At 59.6% G+C, this 19,817-nt stretch carries 19 protein-coding genes and 1 pseudogene; 9 read left to right on the forward strand and 11 right to left on the reverse strand.

Annotation, left to right across the window (positions count from 1 at the left end):
* The 6 genes from NKJ77_RS29780 to NKJ77_RS29805 form a co-directional block, all read left to right on the forward strand.
* On the forward strand, positions 1-2,845 hold a 2,845-nt coding region (locus tag NKJ77_RS29780; protein ID WP_352536206.1), incomplete at its 5' end, for an SPM autocatalytic domain-containing protein.
* 73 nt (positions 2,846-2,918) lie between these two features.
* Complete coding sequence (locus NKJ77_RS29785; RefSeq protein WP_023830904.1) at positions 2,919-3,287, forward strand: hypothetical protein; 369 nt, start codon at positions 2,919-2,921, stop codon at positions 3,285-3,287.
* 157 nt (positions 3,288-3,444) lie between these two features.
* Positions 3,445-4,071 carry a lytic transglycosylase domain-containing protein gene (locus NKJ77_RS29790; RefSeq protein WP_502902135.1) on the forward strand — a complete coding sequence of 209 codons (627 nt, stop codon included), beginning with the start codon at positions 3,445-3,447 and terminating at the stop codon, positions 4,069-4,071.
* 98 nt (positions 4,072-4,169) lie between these two features.
* A complete protein-coding gene (locus tag NKJ77_RS29795) occupies positions 4,170-5,369 on the forward strand; it encodes an ABC transporter substrate-binding protein (protein ID WP_023830906.1) in 1,200 nt (399 codons plus the stop codon).
* Between the two features lie 13 nt (positions 5,370-5,382).
* Positions 5,383-6,090 carry a thermonuclease family protein gene (locus NKJ77_RS29800; protein ID WP_352536207.1) on the forward strand — a complete coding sequence of 236 codons (708 nt, stop codon included), beginning with the start codon at positions 5,383-5,385 and terminating at the stop codon, positions 6,088-6,090.
* Between the two features lie 165 nt (positions 6,091-6,255).
* Positions 6,256-7,008 (forward strand): GGDEF domain-containing protein, encoded by a 753-nt coding sequence (locus NKJ77_RS29805; RefSeq protein WP_023729554.1) that lies wholly within the window; start codon positions 6,256-6,258, stop codon positions 7,006-7,008.
* 305 nt (positions 7,009-7,313) lie between these two features.
* On the opposite strand, the gene NKJ77_RS29810 is transcribed toward NKJ77_RS29805, so the two are convergent.
* Positions 7,314-7,736: an acetate/propionate family kinase gene (locus tag NKJ77_RS29810; protein WP_023830908.1), complete on the reverse strand. Its 423-nt coding sequence runs from the start codon at positions 7,734-7,736 to the stop codon at positions 7,314-7,316.
* A gap of 798 nt (positions 7,737-8,534) precedes the next feature.
* Between NKJ77_RS29810 and NKJ77_RS29815 the strand changes: the two are divergent.
* Positions 8,535-8,869: pseudogene (locus NKJ77_RS29815) on the forward strand (sunset domain-containing protein).
* On the opposite strand, the gene NKJ77_RS29820 reads toward NKJ77_RS29815, so the two are convergent.
* The 5 genes from NKJ77_RS29820 to NKJ77_RS29840 form a co-directional block, all read right to left on the reverse strand.
* Complete coding sequence (locus NKJ77_RS29820; protein ID WP_155929682.1) at positions 8,797-8,973, reverse strand: hypothetical protein; 177 nt, start codon at positions 8,971-8,973, stop codon at positions 8,797-8,799. The pseudogene NKJ77_RS29815 and the gene NKJ77_RS29820 overlap by 73 nt on opposite strands.
* Positions 8,974-9,702: 729 nt before the next feature.
* Positions 9,703-10,017, reverse strand: coding sequence for a hypothetical protein (locus NKJ77_RS29825; RefSeq protein WP_155923930.1), 315 nt, complete (start codon positions 10,015-10,017; stop codon positions 9,703-9,705).
* A 117-nt stretch (positions 10,018-10,134) separates the two neighbouring features.
* Positions 10,135-10,380: a hypothetical protein gene (locus NKJ77_RS29830; RefSeq protein ID WP_023670916.1), complete on the reverse strand. Its 246-nt coding sequence runs from the start codon at positions 10,378-10,380 to the stop codon at positions 10,135-10,137.
* Between the two features lie 98 nt (positions 10,381-10,478).
* Positions 10,479-10,706 (reverse strand): hypothetical protein, encoded by a 228-nt coding sequence (locus tag NKJ77_RS29835; protein WP_245263537.1) that lies wholly within the window; start codon positions 10,704-10,706, stop codon positions 10,479-10,481.
* On the reverse strand, positions 10,699-11,121 hold the full coding sequence (locus tag NKJ77_RS29840; RefSeq protein ID WP_245263538.1) for a hypothetical protein: 423 nt from the start codon (positions 11,119-11,121) through the stop codon (positions 10,699-10,701). The genes NKJ77_RS29835 and NKJ77_RS29840 overlap by 8 nt, the downstream gene beginning before the upstream one ends.
* 53 nt (positions 11,122-11,174) lie before the next feature.
* On the opposite strand from NKJ77_RS29840, the gene NKJ77_RS29845 reads away from it, so the two are divergent.
* Positions 11,175-11,687, forward strand: coding sequence for a response regulator (locus NKJ77_RS29845; RefSeq protein WP_023753040.1), 513 nt, complete (start codon positions 11,175-11,177; stop codon positions 11,685-11,687).
* An 821-nt stretch (positions 11,688-12,508) separates the two neighbouring features.
* Here NKJ77_RS29845 and NKJ77_RS29850 read toward each other — a convergent pair.
* Positions 12,509-12,985, reverse strand: a complete 477-nt coding sequence (locus NKJ77_RS29850) for an aminotransferase class I/II-fold pyridoxal phosphate-dependent enzyme (protein ID WP_155923931.1) — start codon at positions 12,983-12,985, stop codon at positions 12,509-12,511.
* On the reverse strand, positions 12,982-13,242 hold the full coding sequence (locus NKJ77_RS29855) for an aminotransferase class I/II-fold pyridoxal phosphate-dependent enzyme (protein WP_081732334.1): 261 nt from the start codon (positions 13,240-13,242) through the stop codon (positions 12,982-12,984). Before NKJ77_RS29855 ends, NKJ77_RS29850 begins: the two co-directional genes overlap by 4 nt.
* A gap of 523 nt (positions 13,243-13,765) precedes the next feature.
* Between NKJ77_RS29855 and NKJ77_RS29860 the strand changes: the two genes are divergently transcribed.
* Positions 13,766-15,196 carry a coiled-coil domain-containing protein gene (locus tag NKJ77_RS29860; protein ID WP_023830914.1) on the forward strand — a complete coding sequence of 477 codons (1,431 nt, stop codon included), beginning with the start codon at positions 13,766-13,768 and terminating at the stop codon, positions 15,194-15,196.
* A gap of 289 nt (positions 15,197-15,485) precedes the next feature.
* On the opposite strand, the gene NKJ77_RS29865 is transcribed toward NKJ77_RS29860, so the two are convergent.
* From NKJ77_RS29865 to NKJ77_RS29875, 3 genes are all read right to left on the reverse strand, one after another.
* A complete protein-coding gene (locus NKJ77_RS29865; protein ID WP_348528062.1) occupies positions 15,486-16,781 on the reverse strand; it encodes an HlyD family type I secretion periplasmic adaptor subunit in 1,296 nt (431 codons plus the stop codon).
* Between the two features lie 71 nt (positions 16,782-16,852).
* Positions 16,853-18,565 (reverse strand): type I secretion system permease/ATPase, encoded by a 1,713-nt coding sequence (locus NKJ77_RS29870; protein WP_023737037.1) that lies wholly within the window; start codon positions 18,563-18,565, stop codon positions 16,853-16,855.
* A gap of 335 nt (positions 18,566-18,900) precedes the next feature.
* Complete coding sequence (locus tag NKJ77_RS29875; RefSeq protein WP_245266077.1) at positions 18,901-19,815, reverse strand: class I SAM-dependent methyltransferase; 915 nt, start codon at positions 19,813-19,815, stop codon at positions 18,901-18,903.
* Positions 19,816-19,817 lie beyond the last annotated feature (2 nt).

Below are 19,817 nucleotides of genomic sequence, written 5' to 3' on the forward strand. Positions count from 1 at the left end.
CAGCGTCGCGCTGACCGTCAACGGCGTCGGCGGCACCACGGCAAGCGACAATCTGGTGGTGCACGTCGTCGACGATGTGCCGACGATGCTATCTCCCGAGAGGGCAGTCCTCGTCAACGTCGCCGGCAGCACGGCGACATTCGATCTGGATGCGGATGCCAACATCGACAACAATGTCGGCGCTGACCAGCTTGGCGCGATCAGTTTCTCCAACATCACAAACGGCCAGCTGGCCACCGGCATCATAAATGGGAGTTCGGTCAATCTGACATCGGGAGGTCAGCCCATCCAGCTGTTCCTTGTCGACCACGACTCCAATCCTGCCACCCCAATGCAGCTGCAAGGGTGGACAGGCGGTCTGGGCACCGGAACCGAGATCTTCCAGATAACACTGCAACCAGACGGAAGCGCGGCGTCCAGCGCCGACCATTACCAAGTTGAAGTGTTCGCCGCGATTGGCGCCACGCAGCAGACCCACATCGACAATTTTTCCGCGCTTGGCTCTAACACACAGCAATTCAAGGCGCTGGACGTGGCCGGTACCACTCAGGACTTGTTGTTCTCCGGCTTCGAGCGCCTGGCGAATGGCACCAGCAACGCTGCATCGGGATCGTCGGTCTCGGCAAGTACGACTGGTATCGGCGTCGCCAACAACTCGATGAATGACGGAGACAACCTGCGGATTGATTTCGTCAACAGTGCGACGATTACCTCCGGAAACAACAATTCGTATGGTTACACGACGCACTACAACGTCAATAGTTTCCAGTTCGCCATTGTCCAGGTGAACGGTAGTCCCCCGGCGGACTCCATCGAGACCTGGGTGCGCATCTACAATGCGGGCGATGACCCCAACACTGCGAACGACTCCGCCGCGCTAGCGAACGACGCGCAGCTCAACACGATCACCGATATCAAGGTGAACGGCGTGAGTTTGAATCTCGCTCTGCTGACGACGGACGGAAATGGCGGTTACCTGGTCACAGGTCTCGACCTCAACGACACCGTTCTCGTCACGGCGTCCGGGACCGGATATGACAGGGTTGAAATCGAGAATGCCCGTTCCATCAACGGTGCAACCCCCAGCCTCGATGGCGAGTCTTTCGACATTGGCGCATTTGCATTCGTCACCTCCGTCACAAACGTCCCGTCAGTCGAACTCAACTTCGAACTCCTATTGAAGGATGCAGACGGTGATACTTCTACCAGTCCTCTGGTCGTCGATCTGCTTTCGTCAGGTAGCGCGACCGCGGATCATTCAAGTTCCGGCTCTTTGGTGACTGAAACCGCCGGCGCGGGAGTGGACAACATCATCGGTTCCAACTTTGGGGATTCGCTTACCGGGAATGGCTCGGCGAACGTACTGGCTGGGTTGGACGGGAACGACACCCTGAACGGTGCCGGTGGAAACGATTTGCTCATTGGCGGCTCGGGTGACGACACCCTCAATGGCGGCGACGGCAATGACATTCTCGTTGGCGGCGCCGGCAAAGACACGATGACCGGTGGCATCGGTGCCGACACCTTCGTGATCGGGGCCGGTGACTCGACGCCTGTCATAGGCGGAGCGGGCAACGCCGGCACGATCTCCGGCTACGACATTATTACGGACTTCGTCGCCGGCACCGACAAATTGAGCCTGCCCGGGACACTGGTGGCCGCGACCGGCGGCAACGTCAATGGCGGGGACTCCACCTTGACGATCGGCGGGGACACGGTTCAGTCCCATTCGCTCACGAACGGTATTGCCAGCTTCTTCGGGACCGACTCCTTTACCCAGCCACTGGCGGTCACATCCACCGCAAGCCTGGCCGCGGTTGTCCAGTATCTGACGATAACGGATATCGGAAACGCGGGGGCGACGCTCGCCTTCACGGCAACGATAGCGGCAGTGAGCCATACATTTGTCTACACCCAGACCGGTGCAGGTGCCGGCGTGGGAACCCTCGTCGATCTCCAGGGGGTCACGATAGCGGACCTGAACACCCTGATCACAGGGTCGATCGATCCCATCATCCTCGACCTGAACCACGACGGCTTTGCCTTCTCCGATGTCGGCCACGGCGTCCAGTTCGATATGAATGGCGATGGCGCCAAGGAACAGCTCGCCTGGAACACATCCCATGATGGCATGCTGGCGGTGGACCTCAACCATGACGGCAAGATCGACGACGGCACCGAACTGTTCACGCCGAGCTTCGGCGGTGGCAACTTCGCCAGCGGGGCGGCAGCACTTGCCTCGCTCGACAGCAACCATGACGGCCTCATCGACCACAACGACGCGGCATTCGACAGCTTGCTGATCTGGCAGGACGCCAATGCCAACGGCATCAGCGACGCCGGGGAATTGTCGCACCTCGCCGACAACGGTATTGTCTCCATCAGTACCGCAGCGCAACCGGCTGTTGGCGAGATCGACGGGCAGACTGTGACCGACAATGGCACTTTCCAGATGGCCGACGGCACGAGCGGCAACTACATCGAGGTGGAACTCAATACTTCGCTGGTTGCCCCGACGCAGCCGTCGGCGGACATCGCCGGCACTTCGGGAGCCGACACGTTCAAGATCGACAATCTAAACATCAAGGATCTGATCGCCGACTACCATGCCGGTGAAGGGGACAAGATCGACTTGAGCGCGTTGTTCGACAAGGCGCCGGCCGGCAACATGGCCGACTATGTGCATTACGACACCGCGACCAGCACCGTGAGCGTCGATACCAGCGGCTCGGGCAACGCGGCCAACTTCGTGGATGTCGCCGTTCTGCAGAATGCGCCTGCCACCGGCACGATCAACATCCTCTACGACGACACACAACATCAACAGCACACGGCCACGATTTAGCACTTATGCGTGGCCGTACTCTCATGCTACATATTAGCGAAACAATAAAACCCCAGTTTGGAGAGGGACTTAAATGAAGCGTTGTGCAAGATTGCTGGCTTCGGCCGCGGCGCTGCTGTTGGCTGGATCGACTGGCTATGCCGCCGACATCATCGACGGGCCGGTGGCCGACTATTGCCGGACCGTCGGCACATCGAACCTGGTGTTGAACGACAACATCGTCGATCTCAAGGTCCAGGTGGTCAAGCTGATGGACGAGTCGGTGGCCGTCGCCAACAGCTCGGAATGGATCAATTCGTCCCGCCCCGCCTTCGTCTGGGCGTCGGAAGCCAAGGTCGCCTGCGGCATGGCCTATGGCTACCTCAAGACGAACTACAAGGACGAGGACACGCTCAACAAGTGCGAGTGCTTCCACGACCGCATGGTCGAGTACATGAACTGACCGAAAGGGATCAAGTCGCGCCGACAGGCTGACGATGATCGCCCGTGGAAGATTGTCGAGAGCGATTGCCGGAGCGATCGCACTGGCCGTTTTTGCCCCTGAAGCCCGTGCCAACTGGCTGGAACGACCTGCCCTCGAGCAGCAAGCTCCGTCCGGCTTGACGCGGCCGGTTCGCTGCGACGCCGCCTCCGAATGGACGCGCGCGACATTCAAGGCCTTTGCGACATGCCAGGCATCGCTCTACGGCTTGGAACCGGTGCTGGCGCACGCGGTAATGGAGATCGAAAGCGAATTCGATCCCGATGTGCGCGGCGCCGATGGTGAGGTCGGGTTGATGCAGGTGATGCCGGGAACGGCGCGAATGCTCGGCTTTCGCGGCTCGCTCGACGAGCTTGGCGCGCCGGCGACCAACATCGCGCTCGGCGTCAGATATCTGGCGCAGGCAAACAGCCTTGCCGCAGGCGATCTCTGCACCACCGTCATGAAGTATCGTGCCGGGCACGGTGAAACCCGGTTCTCCGAACTTTCGGTCCGCTACTGCCGGCGTGCGCGTGCAATCCTGGCGAGAGAAGGTTTTGCGGTGGCCGGGCCATTGCCGGTGGCGACGTTCGGATTCTCCGCATTCCCGACAGCAGGAGACGATCGTGCCCCTGCCCCGGCGAGGCGGATTTGTGTGCGCCGGCTGTTCGTGCCGGGCCCGCGATACATGAAATGCACGGACTATCGAAGCGCCGGGCAAGCCAGAATGATCAAGGCGCTCCGGGCAAGACTTTTCGACGGCTGAGCCATAATCCAGCAATTGCAAAGACGGCGAGGCAAGTCTGCCGTAAGATGAACGGATGAGACCGGGACAAATACCCGGCGGGATATGAGGGAGGCATCATGGATTCTGGCCGGCAGCGACACGGTTCGTGGACGTGGGCGATCGTCTTTGCGTTCGCGGGCATAGTGTCGGGCTGCCAGTCGAAGGGCAGCGTCTCGGACGCGCTCGACCCGGCGGCGATCGCCGCACCCGGGGCGCCGGCCGCCGGCGCTGTTGCCGGTCCCGCCCAGGCGACGCAATCGCTCGGCACGGGATCGACGAAGGTCACGATGCTGCTGCCTTTGTCGGCCCCGGGCAACGCCGGCGAAAACGGCAGGAAGATGCTCGATGCGACCAAGCTGGCGATGGCCGACCTTGGAAATGTCCTGCTCACGGTCACGGTCGAGGACACCAAGGGCGACAGCGCGCACGCCAGCGAATTGGCTGTGAAGGCGATCACCACTGGAACTAAGATCGTCATCGGCCCGGTCGAACTCGCGGCCGCGCAGCACATAGCCAAGCTCTCGGGATCGAAGCGACCGCCGGTGCTGGCGCTGGCCGACAATTTCGCCGGCGGCCCGGGCGTCTATGCGGTGCGCCTCAACGAGGCCGACAGCGCGGCCGCGGGCGCAGCCGGCCTGGCGGCCAAAGGCAGCAAGAAGTTCGTGTTGCTCGTCGCGGCAGGAGCGAATGCCGGCGCGGTTGAAAAGCGGGTCGCCAACAGCCTCAGCATCTATGGCGCGACGCTCGCCGTCACCATTCCGTATCCGGCCGGCGATGGCGGCACCAAAGTGGTCAATGATATGGGCTCGCTGGTCGAGGCTCCCGATGCCATCATCATCGCCAGCGGCGACGACAATCCGGCGCAGATCCTTGCGGCGCTCAAAACGAAAGGCATTCCTGGAAAAGCAGTCGCCGTCATTGGAACCAACCGCTGGCTGGAACATCCGATGGAGCCGCTGTTTGAGAGCTCCTACATCGCCACGCTCGACCCAACCGAAACCGGCCCGATCGCCGACCGCTTCAAGACGACCTACAATTATCCAGCCGACGCCAATGTCGCCTACGCCTATGATATGGTCGCCCTGACAGCAGGAATTGCAAGTTCGGCCGGGCCTGACGGCTTCAGCAAGCAGGTGCTCGAAAATCGGAGCGGATTTCGCGGATCGACCGGCCTGTTCCGGTTTCGGGCGGATGGCTCCAGTGAGCGATCCATGCCCTTCTACCAGGTTCGAAAAGGTGCACTCAAGCTGGTCGCCAAATCGACATCGGGGTATTGAGGGGCAAGGAACCTTGCTTGAGTTGATGGGCTGGCTGAGGCACAATCGCTTGATAGCGCTCGGAAGCCTGCTCCTCCTGGCAGGGGTCTTGTTGATCATCCGGGCCGCAGATCTGCTTCCGAACAATCGGCCGGCGCCACGTCAATCCATCGATCATAGCCAGGCAATGCGACCACCTCCGAGCGCCGCCAATACGCCATGGCGAGGACGGGCACGCAAGATTGCTCAGGACCTTATCGCGCCGCCACAGCTTGATCCGGCGCAAATCGAACGGGTCGAGCCGCGCCCGCCGCTCAGCGACCTTGGTCTGGCCGCGCCTGCAGGGATGCGAATGCCAAAGGATTGGCCAGAGGTCTTGCTTTTCCAACCGGTTGCCACCTCGTCGGCAACCTTCGAATCCATGGGGCGCAAGGTAGCCATCAGCGGGATCCAAGGCATTGACCTGGATGAGACCTGTTCCTTTCGTGGCATCGCCTGGCCTTGCGGCCAGCGTGCGCGCGCGACGTTCAATTCCTGGCTGCGCGGCCGGGCGCTGAAATGCGTCGTGCCGCCGGAAATCGATCGTTTTGCCATTGCGGCACCGTGCAGCTTGGGCAAGCAGGATGTCGGCGCGTGGCTTGTTTCCAATGGCTGGGCGACGGCCTTGGCGAGTGGCATCTATGGCAAGGCGGAGGCAGTGGCCAGAGACGCGCAGATGGGGATATTCGGCCCGCCGCAATAGCCGATAATTCGGTGTCGTCGCTTTTACCGCCGTAGCCTTGCTTTTGAAGGCCTGATTTCGGGCCGATGGTAGGTGATTGCGCCATTACTAAAATTGTATGTTTCCTCGAAACTGAAAGTGCAGCACCTTGGCCTTATGACAGCCGATCAGGCGGGAGATTGGCTAATGATGACACCAATGGCGAATAGCTCGCCCCGGCAATGGAAAGATATCGCATGGCTGACTGCCCTGGGATCGGCGGGAATTCTGCTCCTCTCGGTTGGCCTAAATTATCTGCTTCTGTTCTCGGAAGCCTTGACGCCGTTCGGCCGCAGCATGGTCACAGCGATCCTGTTGCCGGTCATCGTCGGTGGCCCGCTTTTGCTGTTCATTGGCCTGCAGCGGACCGAGCTCGTCCGTTATCGAAGAGAACTCAACAAGTCGGCGACCTTTGACAGCCTGACAGGCTGCCTCAACCGGACAGTCTTCACGTCGATGGTCGAAAGGAGAGCAACCAGGCCGGAATCGTCTGGTCCAAGATCTGGCGCCTTCCTGGTCATTCATCCCGAACACATCAGGTCCATCAATCTGCGCTTCGGCCTTGGCTGGGGTGACGAAGCCTTGCGGCTCATAGCCTCGACCATCCAGTCATCGGTACGCAAGGAAGATCTGGTGGGCCGGATCGGAACCTCCATGTTCGGGGTCTTTCTGCCCGGTGCGACAGAAGACGACGCCAGGGAGATCGGCGACCGTATCCGGGCGCGCGTGGCCCAAGCCTATTTCGCGCCAAAAGGAACCGCGGACACGCTGACCATCAGCGTCGGCGGCGTGGTGTTTGAAAACGAGTTGGAATTCGAGGACATGTTCCGATCGGCGGAATCGCTGTTATCCGGCGTCGAACGCCAGCCCGGATTTCAATTGTCGCACCTCCACAACTAGCTGAAACAAGTCGTTGCCGGAGGAACACCGCCGCAAATGTCTTGCCGCACGGCTGCGGCAGCGATCATCTTGGCCCTTGTTGCCAAACCGGACGATTGACCCATGGGGCGGTTTCAACCCGTGGGAGGTCTGGTTCCTGACGGTGCTGACGGCATCGCCGCGCATCGCTGGCAGCATTTGCCGGACCGATCAAGTTCTGGTTGCCGCTGGTTGCAGCAACCTTGATCGCCTTGATGGCCGGCTATGGGACCATGCTCCTGCCGCCGAACTCCTGACAGGCCGAGACACCCGCCGCGCGAGTAGCATCAGGTTCGGCGCTCAGGGCACGAGCGACAAAGCTTGAGGCACACAGATAGCAGCTGGATCCCCACGGCTCTCTCTTCATCGGTGGGGATCACAAGCGCGTCGACGTCGGAACCAGCAAGGCTGATGACCTCGTCGCCTCGCCCATTCAGCTTGTGGTCGATATTAACCGCAAGCCAGCCGGCCACAGCCCCGGCCCTCTCTCGAATATATGGCGCGTTTTGGCGTATGCCTGCCTTGAACACCAGCGTGTCCAGTCCGCCTATCGCAGCGGCCAGCGACCCGATCTCGCGTGCGATACGATAGACGAAGAGATCGACTGCTTCGGCGGCAAGAGGATCATCGGAGTCGATTAGCGTCCGCGTACCACCGGATATCCCTGACACTCCGAGCAGGCCGGATTGCTCGTAGAGAAGGGTGACCAATCGTCCGTCTGCAGCTTCCGGTCATTCAGCTGCGCGCTTTGCCCCAGCCAGGCCACGCGCCTTTCTCGTTCGCCGGGCTTTGGGCTTACAATTCCAATCTCGACATAACCAGCTGCACCATCATCACATGATCAACAGCCTCTCATTCTCTACCAGGCATACTATGACGCCTGGCTGGACCCGGGGACCAAAGGACCAGCCTCAAGGACATTCTCAGCCACGACTTCGACGGTCAGCTGCAGTTCAACCGCGTTGGACGTGAGGTGAACACGAGCGCCGTCAACAAATTTCCCAACGACCATCCCGGCCTGGTCGGGCGGAGCCGGCGACTTTTTCTGTTCGCCGAAATCGTCAAGCACGCCCCTGCTGGGGCGAAGCTTTCTAAAGCACGCGCCGACCACATATTTTAGGAGGGCGGGATGACAGAGCGTGAGCAAGAGATCGTCGCGAATGCATGGGCACTGGCTACGGGCGCACAACAAATCCTAGAGGCGCTTCTCATCATGCTGAAAAAGTCGGGAACGTCGCGCGACCTTCGATTGCCGGGTAGCCGGGAAGTGGACCATCAGTTAAGGGTCCGTAGCTAGACCGTGATAAAGCAGCAAACACACTATCATAGAAACGGCGCTGCCTAGCAGCTGGTCTGCCGTCAGGCCGGAAAAATAGACAAGATGAAACGCCACCAACGCTCTACCAATCACGGTTCGGAACACTGCCGAAATGACCGTTAGACGGCGCTAATGTTCCGGTCTGGATTCGCTACCGCTTTGGAAGCATTCTGCACTCGGGGCAGAGGGCGTGGGCAAAGTCCAGCGTCATCAAGGTGCGGATCAGGCCGACCGCTGGCGCAAGAACGCAAAGGGGCGGTGGATGTGGCGACGGCAATATCTGCCGGCGCTGGTGATGGTTCCCTGACCGGCTCATCCCAGCTGGCTGGCTGAGTGGCACCCGCACGGCCGGCGCGGGGAGCTGCGATATCAAGGGCAACATTTCCACCAGTACCGATGAGCGATTTATCACGTTCCAGGGCAGGAGCATTACTGGAAAACGACGATCAGTTTCAGTACAGCGAGCGCTGGCTGTGCAGCGAGGCAGAGGCATGGGCCGCCGGCTGGCGCAAAGCAAGGCGGTAGCGCGGTAGCCACCACCATGTGCAGGCCCACCAGCCCGTCATCATGGTCCGAACCTGATCGCACCCGCCGACCTTGGTCTCAACGTCGTTGATTGGCACTGCCACGCGGCTTTCCTTCATTCGCATGGTTCGCAGACATTAGCATGATCGCATACTCTCATCATCCGGCGTCGTCTCCCTCACAAAGCAGCGCCGGTAAGGCTCGGCGCCCTTTTTGTTTGTCCCATGTGCCAAAGGAGGTCGCCGGGCCTGCCGTTGCTCATCTTTGCGGGTTGCTCCTGATGGCTCCGCTTGGCGCCGTGGCCCTGCGTCTTCCTTCGGGTAAGGCCGGCGAGGCGCTTGTCAGACGGCCTGGCATGTAGGATTATGGTCCTCGTTGCGGCGACGCCCTCAATGGAGAGCGCCAATGGCCAGAACAAACCTTCCGAACAGCTTTCCCGGGCTGAAATCGAGCGCTTCCTGGCGGCAGCCGAAGCGCTACACAAGAGCATCGGCGGGCCGCTCCTGGCGTACCACAGGGAGCACTGCCAAGCTCTACCTGAGGCCCATGGACCCCTGTTGAAGTCGATTGAGACGGTCACCGGCCTGAAGGCGCAGTTCATCCGCTGGAACGGGACAGGACCGGCACAGCCCCGGAGAAGCCTCCGGGCTGGTTCCTCGCGCAACTCTCGCGCCGCATCACCTCTAAGAGCAGTTCGAAGACGCTTTCGATTTCGCCGTTGATTTGGTCGGCAGGGATGCCAGGCTTCTCGGCCGCCGTCGTCAATTGGTCTGCTAAGTCGCTGGCGGCGATCGGATCGCCCCGCGTCACAATCGCGGCGCGGAAGGGTTTTATTAGCTCGCCCTCATCTTGACGCCGGCGCCGGCTGCTCCAAAGTCTTGGGCATCGCTCGGGGAAGTATCAAAGTTGGCGACGAGGTCGCAGTCACGGCGATTGTGCGCGGCCGGGTGACGCCCGATCGCATGAGCGTGACGATCCCCTCCTACGGCTTCCCGCATTCTGTTGTCGATTCGACTTGGAAGACTGTGATTGGCCAGCATATGGAATTGATCGGCCCTGTCACACGCATCGACGGGGACAAGGTAACCGTCAGCCTCCGGCCATTGGTGACTGTCGAGGCCGAGCACGTGCGCCTTGTCGAAAGACATGTGGCACTTCCACGCGGGCGAAAAAAGTCGCTGGTTGACAAGGCTTAAACTTCGTTGCCGACCCCAGGAACAGCCCACTGAAACTTTCTCCTTCACATCGGCTCTGGTCGCCTCCCGCTAGCTGCCGGCGCGTTGCGATATCGGCACAGTAGACGGGTTGGCATTTTCCGAACTTTCCGCCATGTCGTCGCGATGACGTTGGCGAAGGCGCTTCAGCAGATCGCGTGAGGCTTGAATCGCCCTTCGCGATTGATCCATGTTCTGGCGAAACGTGGCGCGTTCCTCCATGGACTTCTGCCACTTCAGCAAGGTGGCCGTAGTCGCAGTAGCGGCTTGAGCGATTTCTATGGGCGTTGCAACCATCGCATTCTCCCTAAAAAGGCAATGGTAAACGCAATCTTTATAGGCCCAACGAAACCCTTCTCCAATTAAAAACGACCATACGGCATACGGCAAAATGGCTATTCGTCGGGGCGCTCGACGGCAGCTTCGTCGACCTCGGCCTCCATCTCGTCGTTGACGGTCTTGGTCTTGCCAAAACCGTCCATCGCCACACCGTCAAAGCCCTGCAGCCACGCGTCGGCATGTTCCTGCCAGTAAGCTGGCACCTCACGCTCCTTGCCATCCTTGCGCGCTTGGGCGCCGTACATCCAGGCGTAGGTGGCGCGTTCCTGATCTTTCTTAGGCATGGCCATTTGCATCATCCTCCCGGAAATCCAGCAGCCTTGCGTGCCGCAGCTTCTCTTCGCCTTTGAGGGTCTCGACCCAGCCAACCAGTCCGGGCTTCAGCCACTCGGCCTTTTCCTTTTTATGTCCCTTCGGGACCGGGCCGCCAACCTTGCCCTGGACACGATCCCAAAGCGCTTGCCGCTCATCGGCATTGAAGTTGACGAGTGCGCCGCCTTTGTAGAGGCCCTTTTCAGCCATGATCACCTGGGTAGCTTTGCCGCGCTCGCGCTGTGCACCGATGATTTGCATTTCCTTTTCCTCAAAGCACTTGATCTTGCGCCAAGCGCTCGTTTGCCGCTGCGATATGGACTGCCCTTGAGCTTCGAGACCATGCCTTCTAGCCCGTCTCGTCGACCAGGTGGCAAACGGCGTCACCAGTGCGGCATCGCTCCGCTGAATTGAATGCGCCCGCCGGCAGGGATCATTTCGTGCAGGATCTCGCCGCGATCTTCGGTCGGCATCCCGCGCAGGTCATGATGCGTGGAACCCTGCCGGTTGCTGACCGTTCTCCGTCAATGGAAGCCCCGAACCAACAGAGCCAAACGATCCTCGTGGTTGACGGCGACGTCATCGCCCGATGCGTCATCGCGGACTATCTCCGCCACTGTGGCTACAGGGTGATTGAGGCCCATTTCGCACGTGAGGCGCAACAAGCGTTGAACTATGCGGAGTTCGGTGTGGACACCGTCTTGTGTGACGTTGACCTGCCGGGCAACATGAACGGGTTCCAACTGTCGAAGTGGGTTCGCGAGAACAAGCCCGAGGTCAAAATAGTGCTTTCTGCCGCAGTAGAACGAACTGCGATCGCGGCGGGCGACCTTTGTCAGGAAGGCCCGCACCTTGCGAAGCCGTATGAGCCGGCCAACGTAGTGGACCATATCAGGCGACTGCAGCGTGTTTGGAGCTTACGATCCAGGAACCCTGGTGCAAAGCGCAATTGATCTCTGTCCAGACGCCGAGAGGCTCGTCTGCATACCAATGGTGATTTAGCCCTGCGAACTGGACGCCGCTCAAAGGAAGAACGGCGTATAAGCCGCAGTCCTGAGTGCGGCCGCAACAGTGGACGGTTGTCCCGCGCAGGACGGAGGAAATTCGCCCTCCTGCGCGGGCGGTGAACGGGATACCGTAGGAGCGTCAGCATAGCGCCGGCCACAGGACGGGACGCGGCACCGACTGTCCCCGTCCGGTAGTCCGCATGTTTTGGTCGAAGCCGACCGGCTGAGATCGTGCGCATTTTGGTTCTCGACGGTACGGCCGCTGATCGGCGATGATGCGAGGACCGAGTTGCCCGGAAGAAATCGATCTGGTCTTGCACCTTTTTTGCTTCCTCATTCGCGGGGCAGCTTGTGATTTTCCAGCCTGACAGACCCTCCCCTGTCTATAAGAAATTTCCCGACGCATGAGCGCACGTCCAACACAGTGCGGACTCCAATGCTCACCGGCAGCGCGAGAATGGTAACCACCTATCTTGAGGGGAGCGCCACGTGCGTAATCAACGATGCAGGCGCTGCCAACCTCGGCATCCCGGGAATAGCAGGCTTATAAATGAATATATCGTTGATCAACGCTATCGCCGCAGCCGCCGGGAGATGGACAGACCGCGTTCCAGCTAGGGGGATCGATGTTCCAGGCTAAAGGCATTGGCATGCCCGAATTAGAAAAAAGACCTGAATCCCGTAAAGCAGCAACAAAATGCCGAAAGCTATCCAGAAGCCCGGTCGCGTAAGCAATGCCAGATCTTTTCTTAGCTGCTCCATTCACATCAACTAACATGGCCAAGCGTCGTTCCCGTCCGCTGGGGACAAATTTCAACTAAGCTGATCGGCTTCGTCGCATAATGGCCGCGCCACTGCGGATCGAGACACCTCAGCGCCCCGCATGAGCACGCGCAACTCGATCGGAGGCGCAAGGAGAAAGTTCGGAACGGTTCCAAGAACCCCGAGCAAATTGAGCGCCGCAGCGGACGATAAGGTTCACGCATATCCCGGCGAACATCCGCACAGCAATGGTCAACATCAACGGCAGAAGGGCGTCCGAAAAGAAACGCATGCGTCACCGCCTCATCGAGAGTCACCGCAGCGGCATCCTGAATACAGGTCGGCGATCCGAAGAGCATGCATTGCGCAAGATTTTCCAGATGAACTGATGCCGAGACCGGCCCAAGCGTCCACGCTAGCCTCCAGCCGGTCATTGCATGAGACTTCGACAGGCTGTTCACAATTATCGTCCGCTCTCTCATTCCGGGAATGCTATTGAGAGGAACTCGCCGTCGAACACTGTTCTGCGGTAAACCTCATCGCTGATGATCCATAGATTGTGCCGCTCGGCAAATGTGGCAATTGTTTCCAGATCGTCCCTGCCGAACTCATATCCGCCGGGATTGTTTGGGGAATTCAGCAAGATCGCCCGCGTTCGATCTCCTACCGCTGCTCTGAGAATATCCTCGGATGCCTTCCGCCGCGCATTTTGCAGCGATAGTTTGACGGGTCGGACCACTGCTCAATCGGCGCGTATTGCCGCTTCGTATGTAGATACCAAGGCTCGAGGCAAAGCACCTCGTCGCCAGCTCCGGCAACGGAAGCTTAGTGTGATTGAGCGGCCAGGCGGCCGGTTCCCAATTCGTTCGAATGATGCGCTTGCCTCGCCAATGTCGCATGGTGAGTCAGCCGGCAAACCAAAACACTCAACCGCCGGTTAGGCCCGGCCGCCTGATGCGCCCCACAAGAGGCTGTGCCGGGCCGTTCGTCGGGGCTTCTGCACCTGAGCGTTAATGTGCCCAGGCAACACACCATTGACGCCAAGACGATGGCAAGAAGGGGAGCCGCGCAGTCCTCAAGAATAAGTCAGCAGGCACCTAGACCGATGTAGGGCATTCCAATCGCAGCTCTCGGCTCCTCGCGGCGCCGGCGCCCTGGCATCGTTTGATTGAACGAAGACGCTGAGTTGAGCTCTCGATACAAAAGCATCTCAGTCCTCGTGCCTCAATGGTTCCGGGCATGCGGCTGCAGGGGATGAAGTTATGAAGTTCAGGGATTTGATCAGACGCGCCGAGGACAATGTGGAGAGGTCGTTCGACGATCTCGAAGCTGACTTGGCTAACGCTGTCGACCAGTGCCTCGATTTGGAGGATGTCGCCGACGTGCCAAACATGGCAGGCGACAACAACGAACAGGATGACAGCGTACGGAGTGAGGGCGGTGCCGGCGACGACGATGATAGCTCGCCGATACCAGCGCATCGGCTGACCTCACACACGCAGAGCCGAATTGCTGCCGTGAGCTCGTTTAACGGCTTGTTCCACGATGCCAAGCTCCATTTCGAGGACATCAACGCAAAAATTTCCGAAATTACAGGCACATGTCAACTGACGTTCGAGTTTTTTCACATCCTTCACGCGGACATTCTCCGTGCGAACGAACTGGAGCTGGCGAATCAAAATCTGATCGCAGATCAAAGGAACTTGTCGGAAACACTCAATGACCTGAACAGACGGTACTGTGAGCGTCAAGGCACCATCGAGACATTGCAGCAGCGCCAGGCAAGCCTTGTTCAGGAGTGTGAAGTGCTCCGTGGCGCGTTGGCCGCGGCAAGGCTGGAGCTGGTCGAAGCGGCGAACACCACCACAAAGAACGAAGCGGAATTTGGCGACCTCACGAACATGCTTGCCGCCGCAAATGTCGAGGCCGACAGGCGCTCCCGAGAGAACAAACAGCTGCGTGAAAAAAATGTGAGCCTGTCTATTGACCTGGAAAAGGCCATGAAGCGGGAGGAAGAGGCACGGCATAGGCTGGATGCCTTCTCGACGATCCATGCCAACGAAGCTGCGCGAAATTCCGAAATGCTGAGTGCGCTCGGCAAGAGCGAAAAAGAGGCAATCAAATTGCACACCTCACTCGAGGTTGCGCAGGCCAAGTTATGGGAGGTGACCGAAGCAGCCAGGATTATGCAGGCGGACATGGATGGCGAGCTTAAACGCTGCCAGGCTGAGAACCGAGGATTGCGCTCAGAAGTTCAAAGCCTCCAATCGCGCTTCGAACTCGCCTCAATCGCAAACAACGAGGCCGCGGCCGAGATCGCCAGGCTCCAGCTACAATGGAGCGACGCCCTGGCGGAAAAACAGGTGACTGACGAAAGGTTGGCCGCACTCGCTGAGGAGGCCGAAACCAACAAGGTGAACCTTTCCAAGATCACCGCAGATTTTGCGCAACTGTCCATGCAGCAGGCGTCCGATCAGATTGAACTCGATGTGAGACGGCAGGAATGTGAGGACTTGCGGGTCGAAATTGCCTCGGTCAATGCTCGGGTCAGGGAATTGCTGCCCTACAAGAGGTCGCATGGAAGCGCGAACGCCTTGCCGCATACATCTGACGTGGCAAATGTAGCGGTGACTGCAGACCGAACGGTGCATGCCGCACGCCGTGTCCGCCGGAGGGCCCTCGCCGCGTCGTAGGGGCAAAGAACCTCTCCTCGTGAGGCAATTGCCCCTGTCGATGATCGTGGAACGGTATGCGCTCTTTGTTGCGCAAAAGATGACAGGACGCTAACGCTGTTGTCGGAGCAGGACTTGGTGAGGCGGCCAGGAAAATCCTGTTGGGGCCTTGTAGCCGGGACAATGTCCCAGACGAGCTCGCGCGTCGTCCGCCGGCGTCACCCCTGTCCGGCATCACGTCGCCTACCAGCCAGTATGTCAGCAAGCACGCCTGCAGTGTGCCCGCGGTCGACCGCCCACAGCCGCCATGTCATTGCCGGAAAGCCCTCGACATCTGGTCGGTAAGTGGCTTCAGCAGATAAGACCAGACGCTGTGTTCGTCCGTACTTATGTGAACCTCCGCTGGCATACCGGGTTTGAGCACTTTGGCATCGGTCAGACATGTGGACTTGTCTTCGACATTGATGCGCGCCGAGAAATAAGAAAGCTGGCGCTGTTGATCTTTTATCAGGTCCGCCGAGATGCGCTTGACAGACCCTTGGCAGGCAGGCGTGGTACCGGCGTCGAAAGCCGGAAACCGGATCGAGACCCGCTGACCTGGACGAACGTCATCTATGCGCGACGGCGCAATCAGCGCGTCGACCACAAGGTTGCCGGTGTCAGGGACGATCATCATCAGAACTTCGCCCGCGGCAATCACGCCGCCGATCGTGTGAATGGAAGATTCCTGTACCGTTCCCGATTGCGGAGCGCGGATGGTGGTTTTGGCCAGTTCGTCCTGCGCCACAACCTTGCGCTCGCTGAGTTCGGTCTGCTTGGCTTCCGTTTCACGAAGTTCGCTCGTTACGTCACTACGCCTTTGTTCATCGAGCTGAAGTATCTGCAGTTCGGTCTCGCTGATCCTGGCCTGCGCCTCGGCAACCGCCGCCGCGAGGCGCCCTGATTCTCCGTGCGCCCGGGTGGCATCCAGTCTGATGTTGCTAAGTCGCTCTTTGGACACCAGCTTCTTTGTAAAAAGCGCCTGTACATCGACAAGATCGCCATCCAGCAGGACCACGGATTGTTCTTCCGCGGTCTGTTGCGCCTTGAGTCCCTCAACTTGGCGTTCGAGTTGCTTTGAGCGGCTTTGCAACTGTGCCTTCTGCCCGTTGAGGGCCGTAGCGCGGCTGTCGAACAGCGTGCGCTCGCCGTTCACCAGCGCAGCCAGCTCCGGCTCGCCCATTCGCGCTTGAAGGCTGAACGGAAGCTGCATCTCCGACAGGCCTTGCCGCTCTGCCTCCAGCCGCACAAGCCGAACCGTTGCCCGATCAAGATCCTTGCTAATTATCTGCAGATTGGCCCGTGTCAGTGTGTCGTCCAACCGTGCCATCACATCGCCGGCCCGTACATGATCCCCATCTTGCGCGAAGATGCCCCCTATCGTGCCGCCCGTCAGATGCTGGACCTTCTTTATGTTGCTCTCGACCACCACGGTCGCAGGCGCAATTACCGCGCCAGCAATCTTGGTCAGACCGAGCCAGAGCCCGCCGCCGGCAATTAACGTAACCGTGACCGCCGCCCCCAGGATCAGGTTGGCCCTGATTCCATCGCGCGTGCCCGAAATCATCGCGTTGCGCCGGCTCCCATTGCCGATCGGGGCCGATGGAGCCATCGTCGCCTCAGACAAAAAAATATTCCTCATGCGTGACCGCTCACCCCTTTGTGCATCGCGACGGCCGCTGCCGGGCGTTCAACCGGCGCAGCAAAGGGGCGGATGACGTTGGCCAGGACCTCCTCGCGTGAGCCGAAGGCGTGAAGCATCCCATTGGACATTACGAGTACCCTGTCGATGTTGGTAAGGGCAGAAGGACGGTGCGCAACTACGATGACGATGCCTCCACGTCTGCGCACTGCCAGGATCGCGCCGGCCAAGGCGGTATCGCCATCGACGTCCAGATTTGAATTCGGCTCGTCCAGAACGACAAGAAACGGATCGCCGTAAAGTGCCCTTGCAAGCCCTACGAGTTGCCGCTGTCCAGCCGACAAGGCTGTTCCTCCCTCGCCCATGCGTGTTTGAAAACCGTTCGGCAATCGCATTATCATTTTGTCGACGCCCGCTGCCTTGGCAGCTGCCAGCACGCCCTTGGCGTCGCCCTTCCCGCCAAATCGCGAAATGTTATCGGCAACCGTTCCATCAAACAGTTCGACGTCCTGGGGCAGGTAGCCAATATGTGCTCCAAGGTGTTCTTGGTCCCATTGGTCAAGCGAGGCGTCGTCCAGCCTCACCGTGCCGCGAAGTGGCTGCCAGACGCCCACCAGCGCGCGCACAAGCGTGCTTTTGCCAGAGCCGCTCGGGCCGACAACGGCCATTCCCGTCCCTGCAGCCAGGCGGAAGTTGACATTGGCTACCGTCGGTTTTTGCTGGCCCGGTGGCGCTATGGTCAGGTCCTCGACCGCAAGCTCCGCTTGGGGGCGCGGAAGTTCCATATGTTCGTCCCGGTCAGGAAAAGCGGCCAGCGCCGTTGCCAGTTGCGAATAGCTTTGCCGGAACGCGGCGAAGCCTCGCCAGTTCGCGATAGCGGCGTCAACAGGAGCCAATGAGCGACCCAGCAAGATGGAGGATGCGATGATCACACCTGGCGAGGCTTCGCCTCCTATCACCAGGTAGGCACCCAGTCCAAGAACGCAGGACTGCAAGGCCAAACGCAGTGCCCTAGAGAGTGCCCCGGTGGCGCCGACGACGTCGGAAAGCCTCTCTTGGTGCCGCAGATATGCGTTATTGATCTCGCCCCAGCGGTGGGCAAGCCGTGCGGAAAGGCCCATCGCGCGTACGACTTCCGCGTTGCGGCGTCCGGATTCGGCGAGATTGCGTTGCGACACCAGCGTCTCGGACGCGCGTGTCACCGATGTGCGGCCAAGAACTTCCGCCATGACCGTGAGCAGCACGACAATGATCGCACCGCTTGTGGACAACAGACCGAGCGCAGGATGCAGGAAATAGATGATCAGCAGGTAAAATGGAATCCACGGAGCGTCGAATATAACAGTCGGCCCCATTCCGGAAAGGAAGCCGCGTAACTGATCGAGATCACGGAGGGGCTGTATCCGGTTCGCATCCTGCCCGCCAATGAGCGGCAAGGACAGCGAGAGGCCGAACACCCTCTGCTTCAAATTCCTATGGACACGATTGCCCACTCGAACCAGCAGGCGCAGCCGCACGAAATCCAGCAGCCCGTAGACAGCGTAAAGACCCAGCATTCCGATGGTGAACCCGACAAGCGTCGGAACGCTCTGCGAAGGTAAAACGCGATCGTAAATTTGCAGCATATAGACCGAGCCGGTCAGGGCGAGAAGGTTTATGACTGCCGAGAAGATGCCGACGCCTACCAGGCCAGGCACGGTCCCAAGCATTGCGCCTCGCAGATCCGACGAACTCCTTCCACCAGGGTTCATAGGCTTCGACCTCCCGTGAGAGATCGTTGCGCAAGCTCACTGGCCCCACTGGGCACCGACAATCTCTTGCTGTTCAGGAGCGTATCCCCTTAGCCTTCTAATATTACGCCCCACTAACATGCTTGGACTTTAGTCAAAATGTAGCAAAATCGTGGCGCTGCCCTCAGAAACCCGGAACCCACATGTCAAATCGGGGGAAAACTGCCGTTCCATGGTATTTGGGCGGGGCTTCATGCCGGGCGGAGCGGCCCAAGAAAACCACCCCCTGCCCTTTTTCGGGACATTTTCGCGCTTTAGCGCTTCCTCGCAACAACCAGGAAGTGTTGCGCCAGCTGGCCAGGAACGCAAAGCCTTCTGCAGGCCTTCTCGACAGGCTGCATCATCATTTCACAGAACCCTGGCAACAGGTTTCCCGGCCGAGGCAGGTAACCGTACGGTATCGTCTGCTCGACGGTGAATCCCGAGGCAGTCAGGAGGGCCTTGAACCTCGCCGCGCTCAGCGTGTGGCGAATTGTGCGTCCAGACACTCGATTGAGCAGCCGGCACGCCAGGCCGACGGGCGACGTCGCATTCATGTGAACGTTGCACACAAGCCGCCCGCCATCTTTCAGGTGCTCATTGATCGCTTTCAGTGCATGCCATTTCAGTTCATCCTCTGCGTTCAGGAAAAAACGAAATGCGGTTACCACATCGAACGTCATACCCAAATTCTCCCTTGTCACGTCGACGTGACGCAAACTCACATTGGGCGGTACTTGAGCGCTGTCGAGCATAGTTCTGGAAACGTCGGCGCCAACCACCTCGCTGAAGAGGCCGGCGGCTACCTCGGCGATGCGACCTGTTCCGCATGCGAAATCGAGGCAGTTTCGGCTCGCTCCGCTCAAGGGGCGAAGAACGTTGAGGATCAGGGGCTTTTCGATGTTCTCCCAAAGCGCGCCATAATAGCCGGAACTGTGCGTTTTGTTGTAATGTAGGCCGTAGCCGGGCGCGCAATGGCTGGTCCTATAGCCGTCCGACACCCAGCCGCCCTGCGCATTGCTCTCCTTGCTGGACGTAAATTCCTGCCAATTTCCGGACTCACCGGCGCGCGACCTGGACCGCACAATTCGCGCTGACGGCATATGGGAAGCATAACTTGCAGACTGCGTCATCTGATCCGCGTTCGTTGAGGGTGTCAGGGTCGCTCCCTGGTTGAAAATGCGCCTCACCT

Source organism: Mesorhizobium sp. M0052 (genome assembly GCF_040323255.1).
Lineage (GTDB): Bacteria > Pseudomonadota > Alphaproteobacteria > Rhizobiales > Rhizobiaceae > Mesorhizobium.

Coding starts and splice junctions, on each gene's coding strand:
- NKJ77_RS29805 (WP_023729554.1), top strand. CDS start 6,256: ATGATGACACCAATGGCGAATAGCTCGCCCCGGCAATGGAAAGATATC.
- NKJ77_RS29830 (WP_023670916.1), bottom strand. CDS start 10,380: ATGGTTGCAACGCCCATAGAAATCGCTCAAGCCGCTACTGCGACTACG.
- NKJ77_RS29835 (WP_245263537.1), bottom strand. CDS start 10,706: ATGCCTAAGAAAGATCAGGAACGCGCCACCTACGCCTGGATGTACGGC.
- NKJ77_RS29850 (WP_155923931.1), bottom strand. CDS start 12,985: ATGAGAGAGCGGACGATAATTGTGAACAGCCTGTCGAAGTCTCATGCA.
- NKJ77_RS29795 (WP_023830906.1), top strand. CDS start 4,170: ATGGATTCTGGCCGGCAGCGACACGGTTCGTGGACGTGGGCGATCGTC.
- NKJ77_RS29785 (WP_023830904.1), top strand. CDS start 2,919: ATGAAGCGTTGTGCAAGATTGCTGGCTTCGGCCGCGGCGCTGCTGTTG.
- NKJ77_RS29825 (WP_155923930.1), bottom strand. CDS start 10,017: ATGTCTTTCGACAAGGCGCACGTGCTCGGCCTCGACAGTCACCAATGG.
- NKJ77_RS29865 (WP_348528062.1), bottom strand. CDS start 16,781: ATGATTTCGGGCACGCGCGATGGAATCAGGGCCAACCTGATCCTGGGG.
- NKJ77_RS29860 (WP_023830914.1), top strand. CDS start 13,766: ATGAAGTTCAGGGATTTGATCAGACGCGCCGAGGACAATGTGGAGAGG.
- NKJ77_RS29870 (WP_023737037.1), bottom strand. CDS start 18,565: ATGCTTGGGACCGTGCCTGGCCTGGTAGGCGTCGGCATCTTCTCGGCA.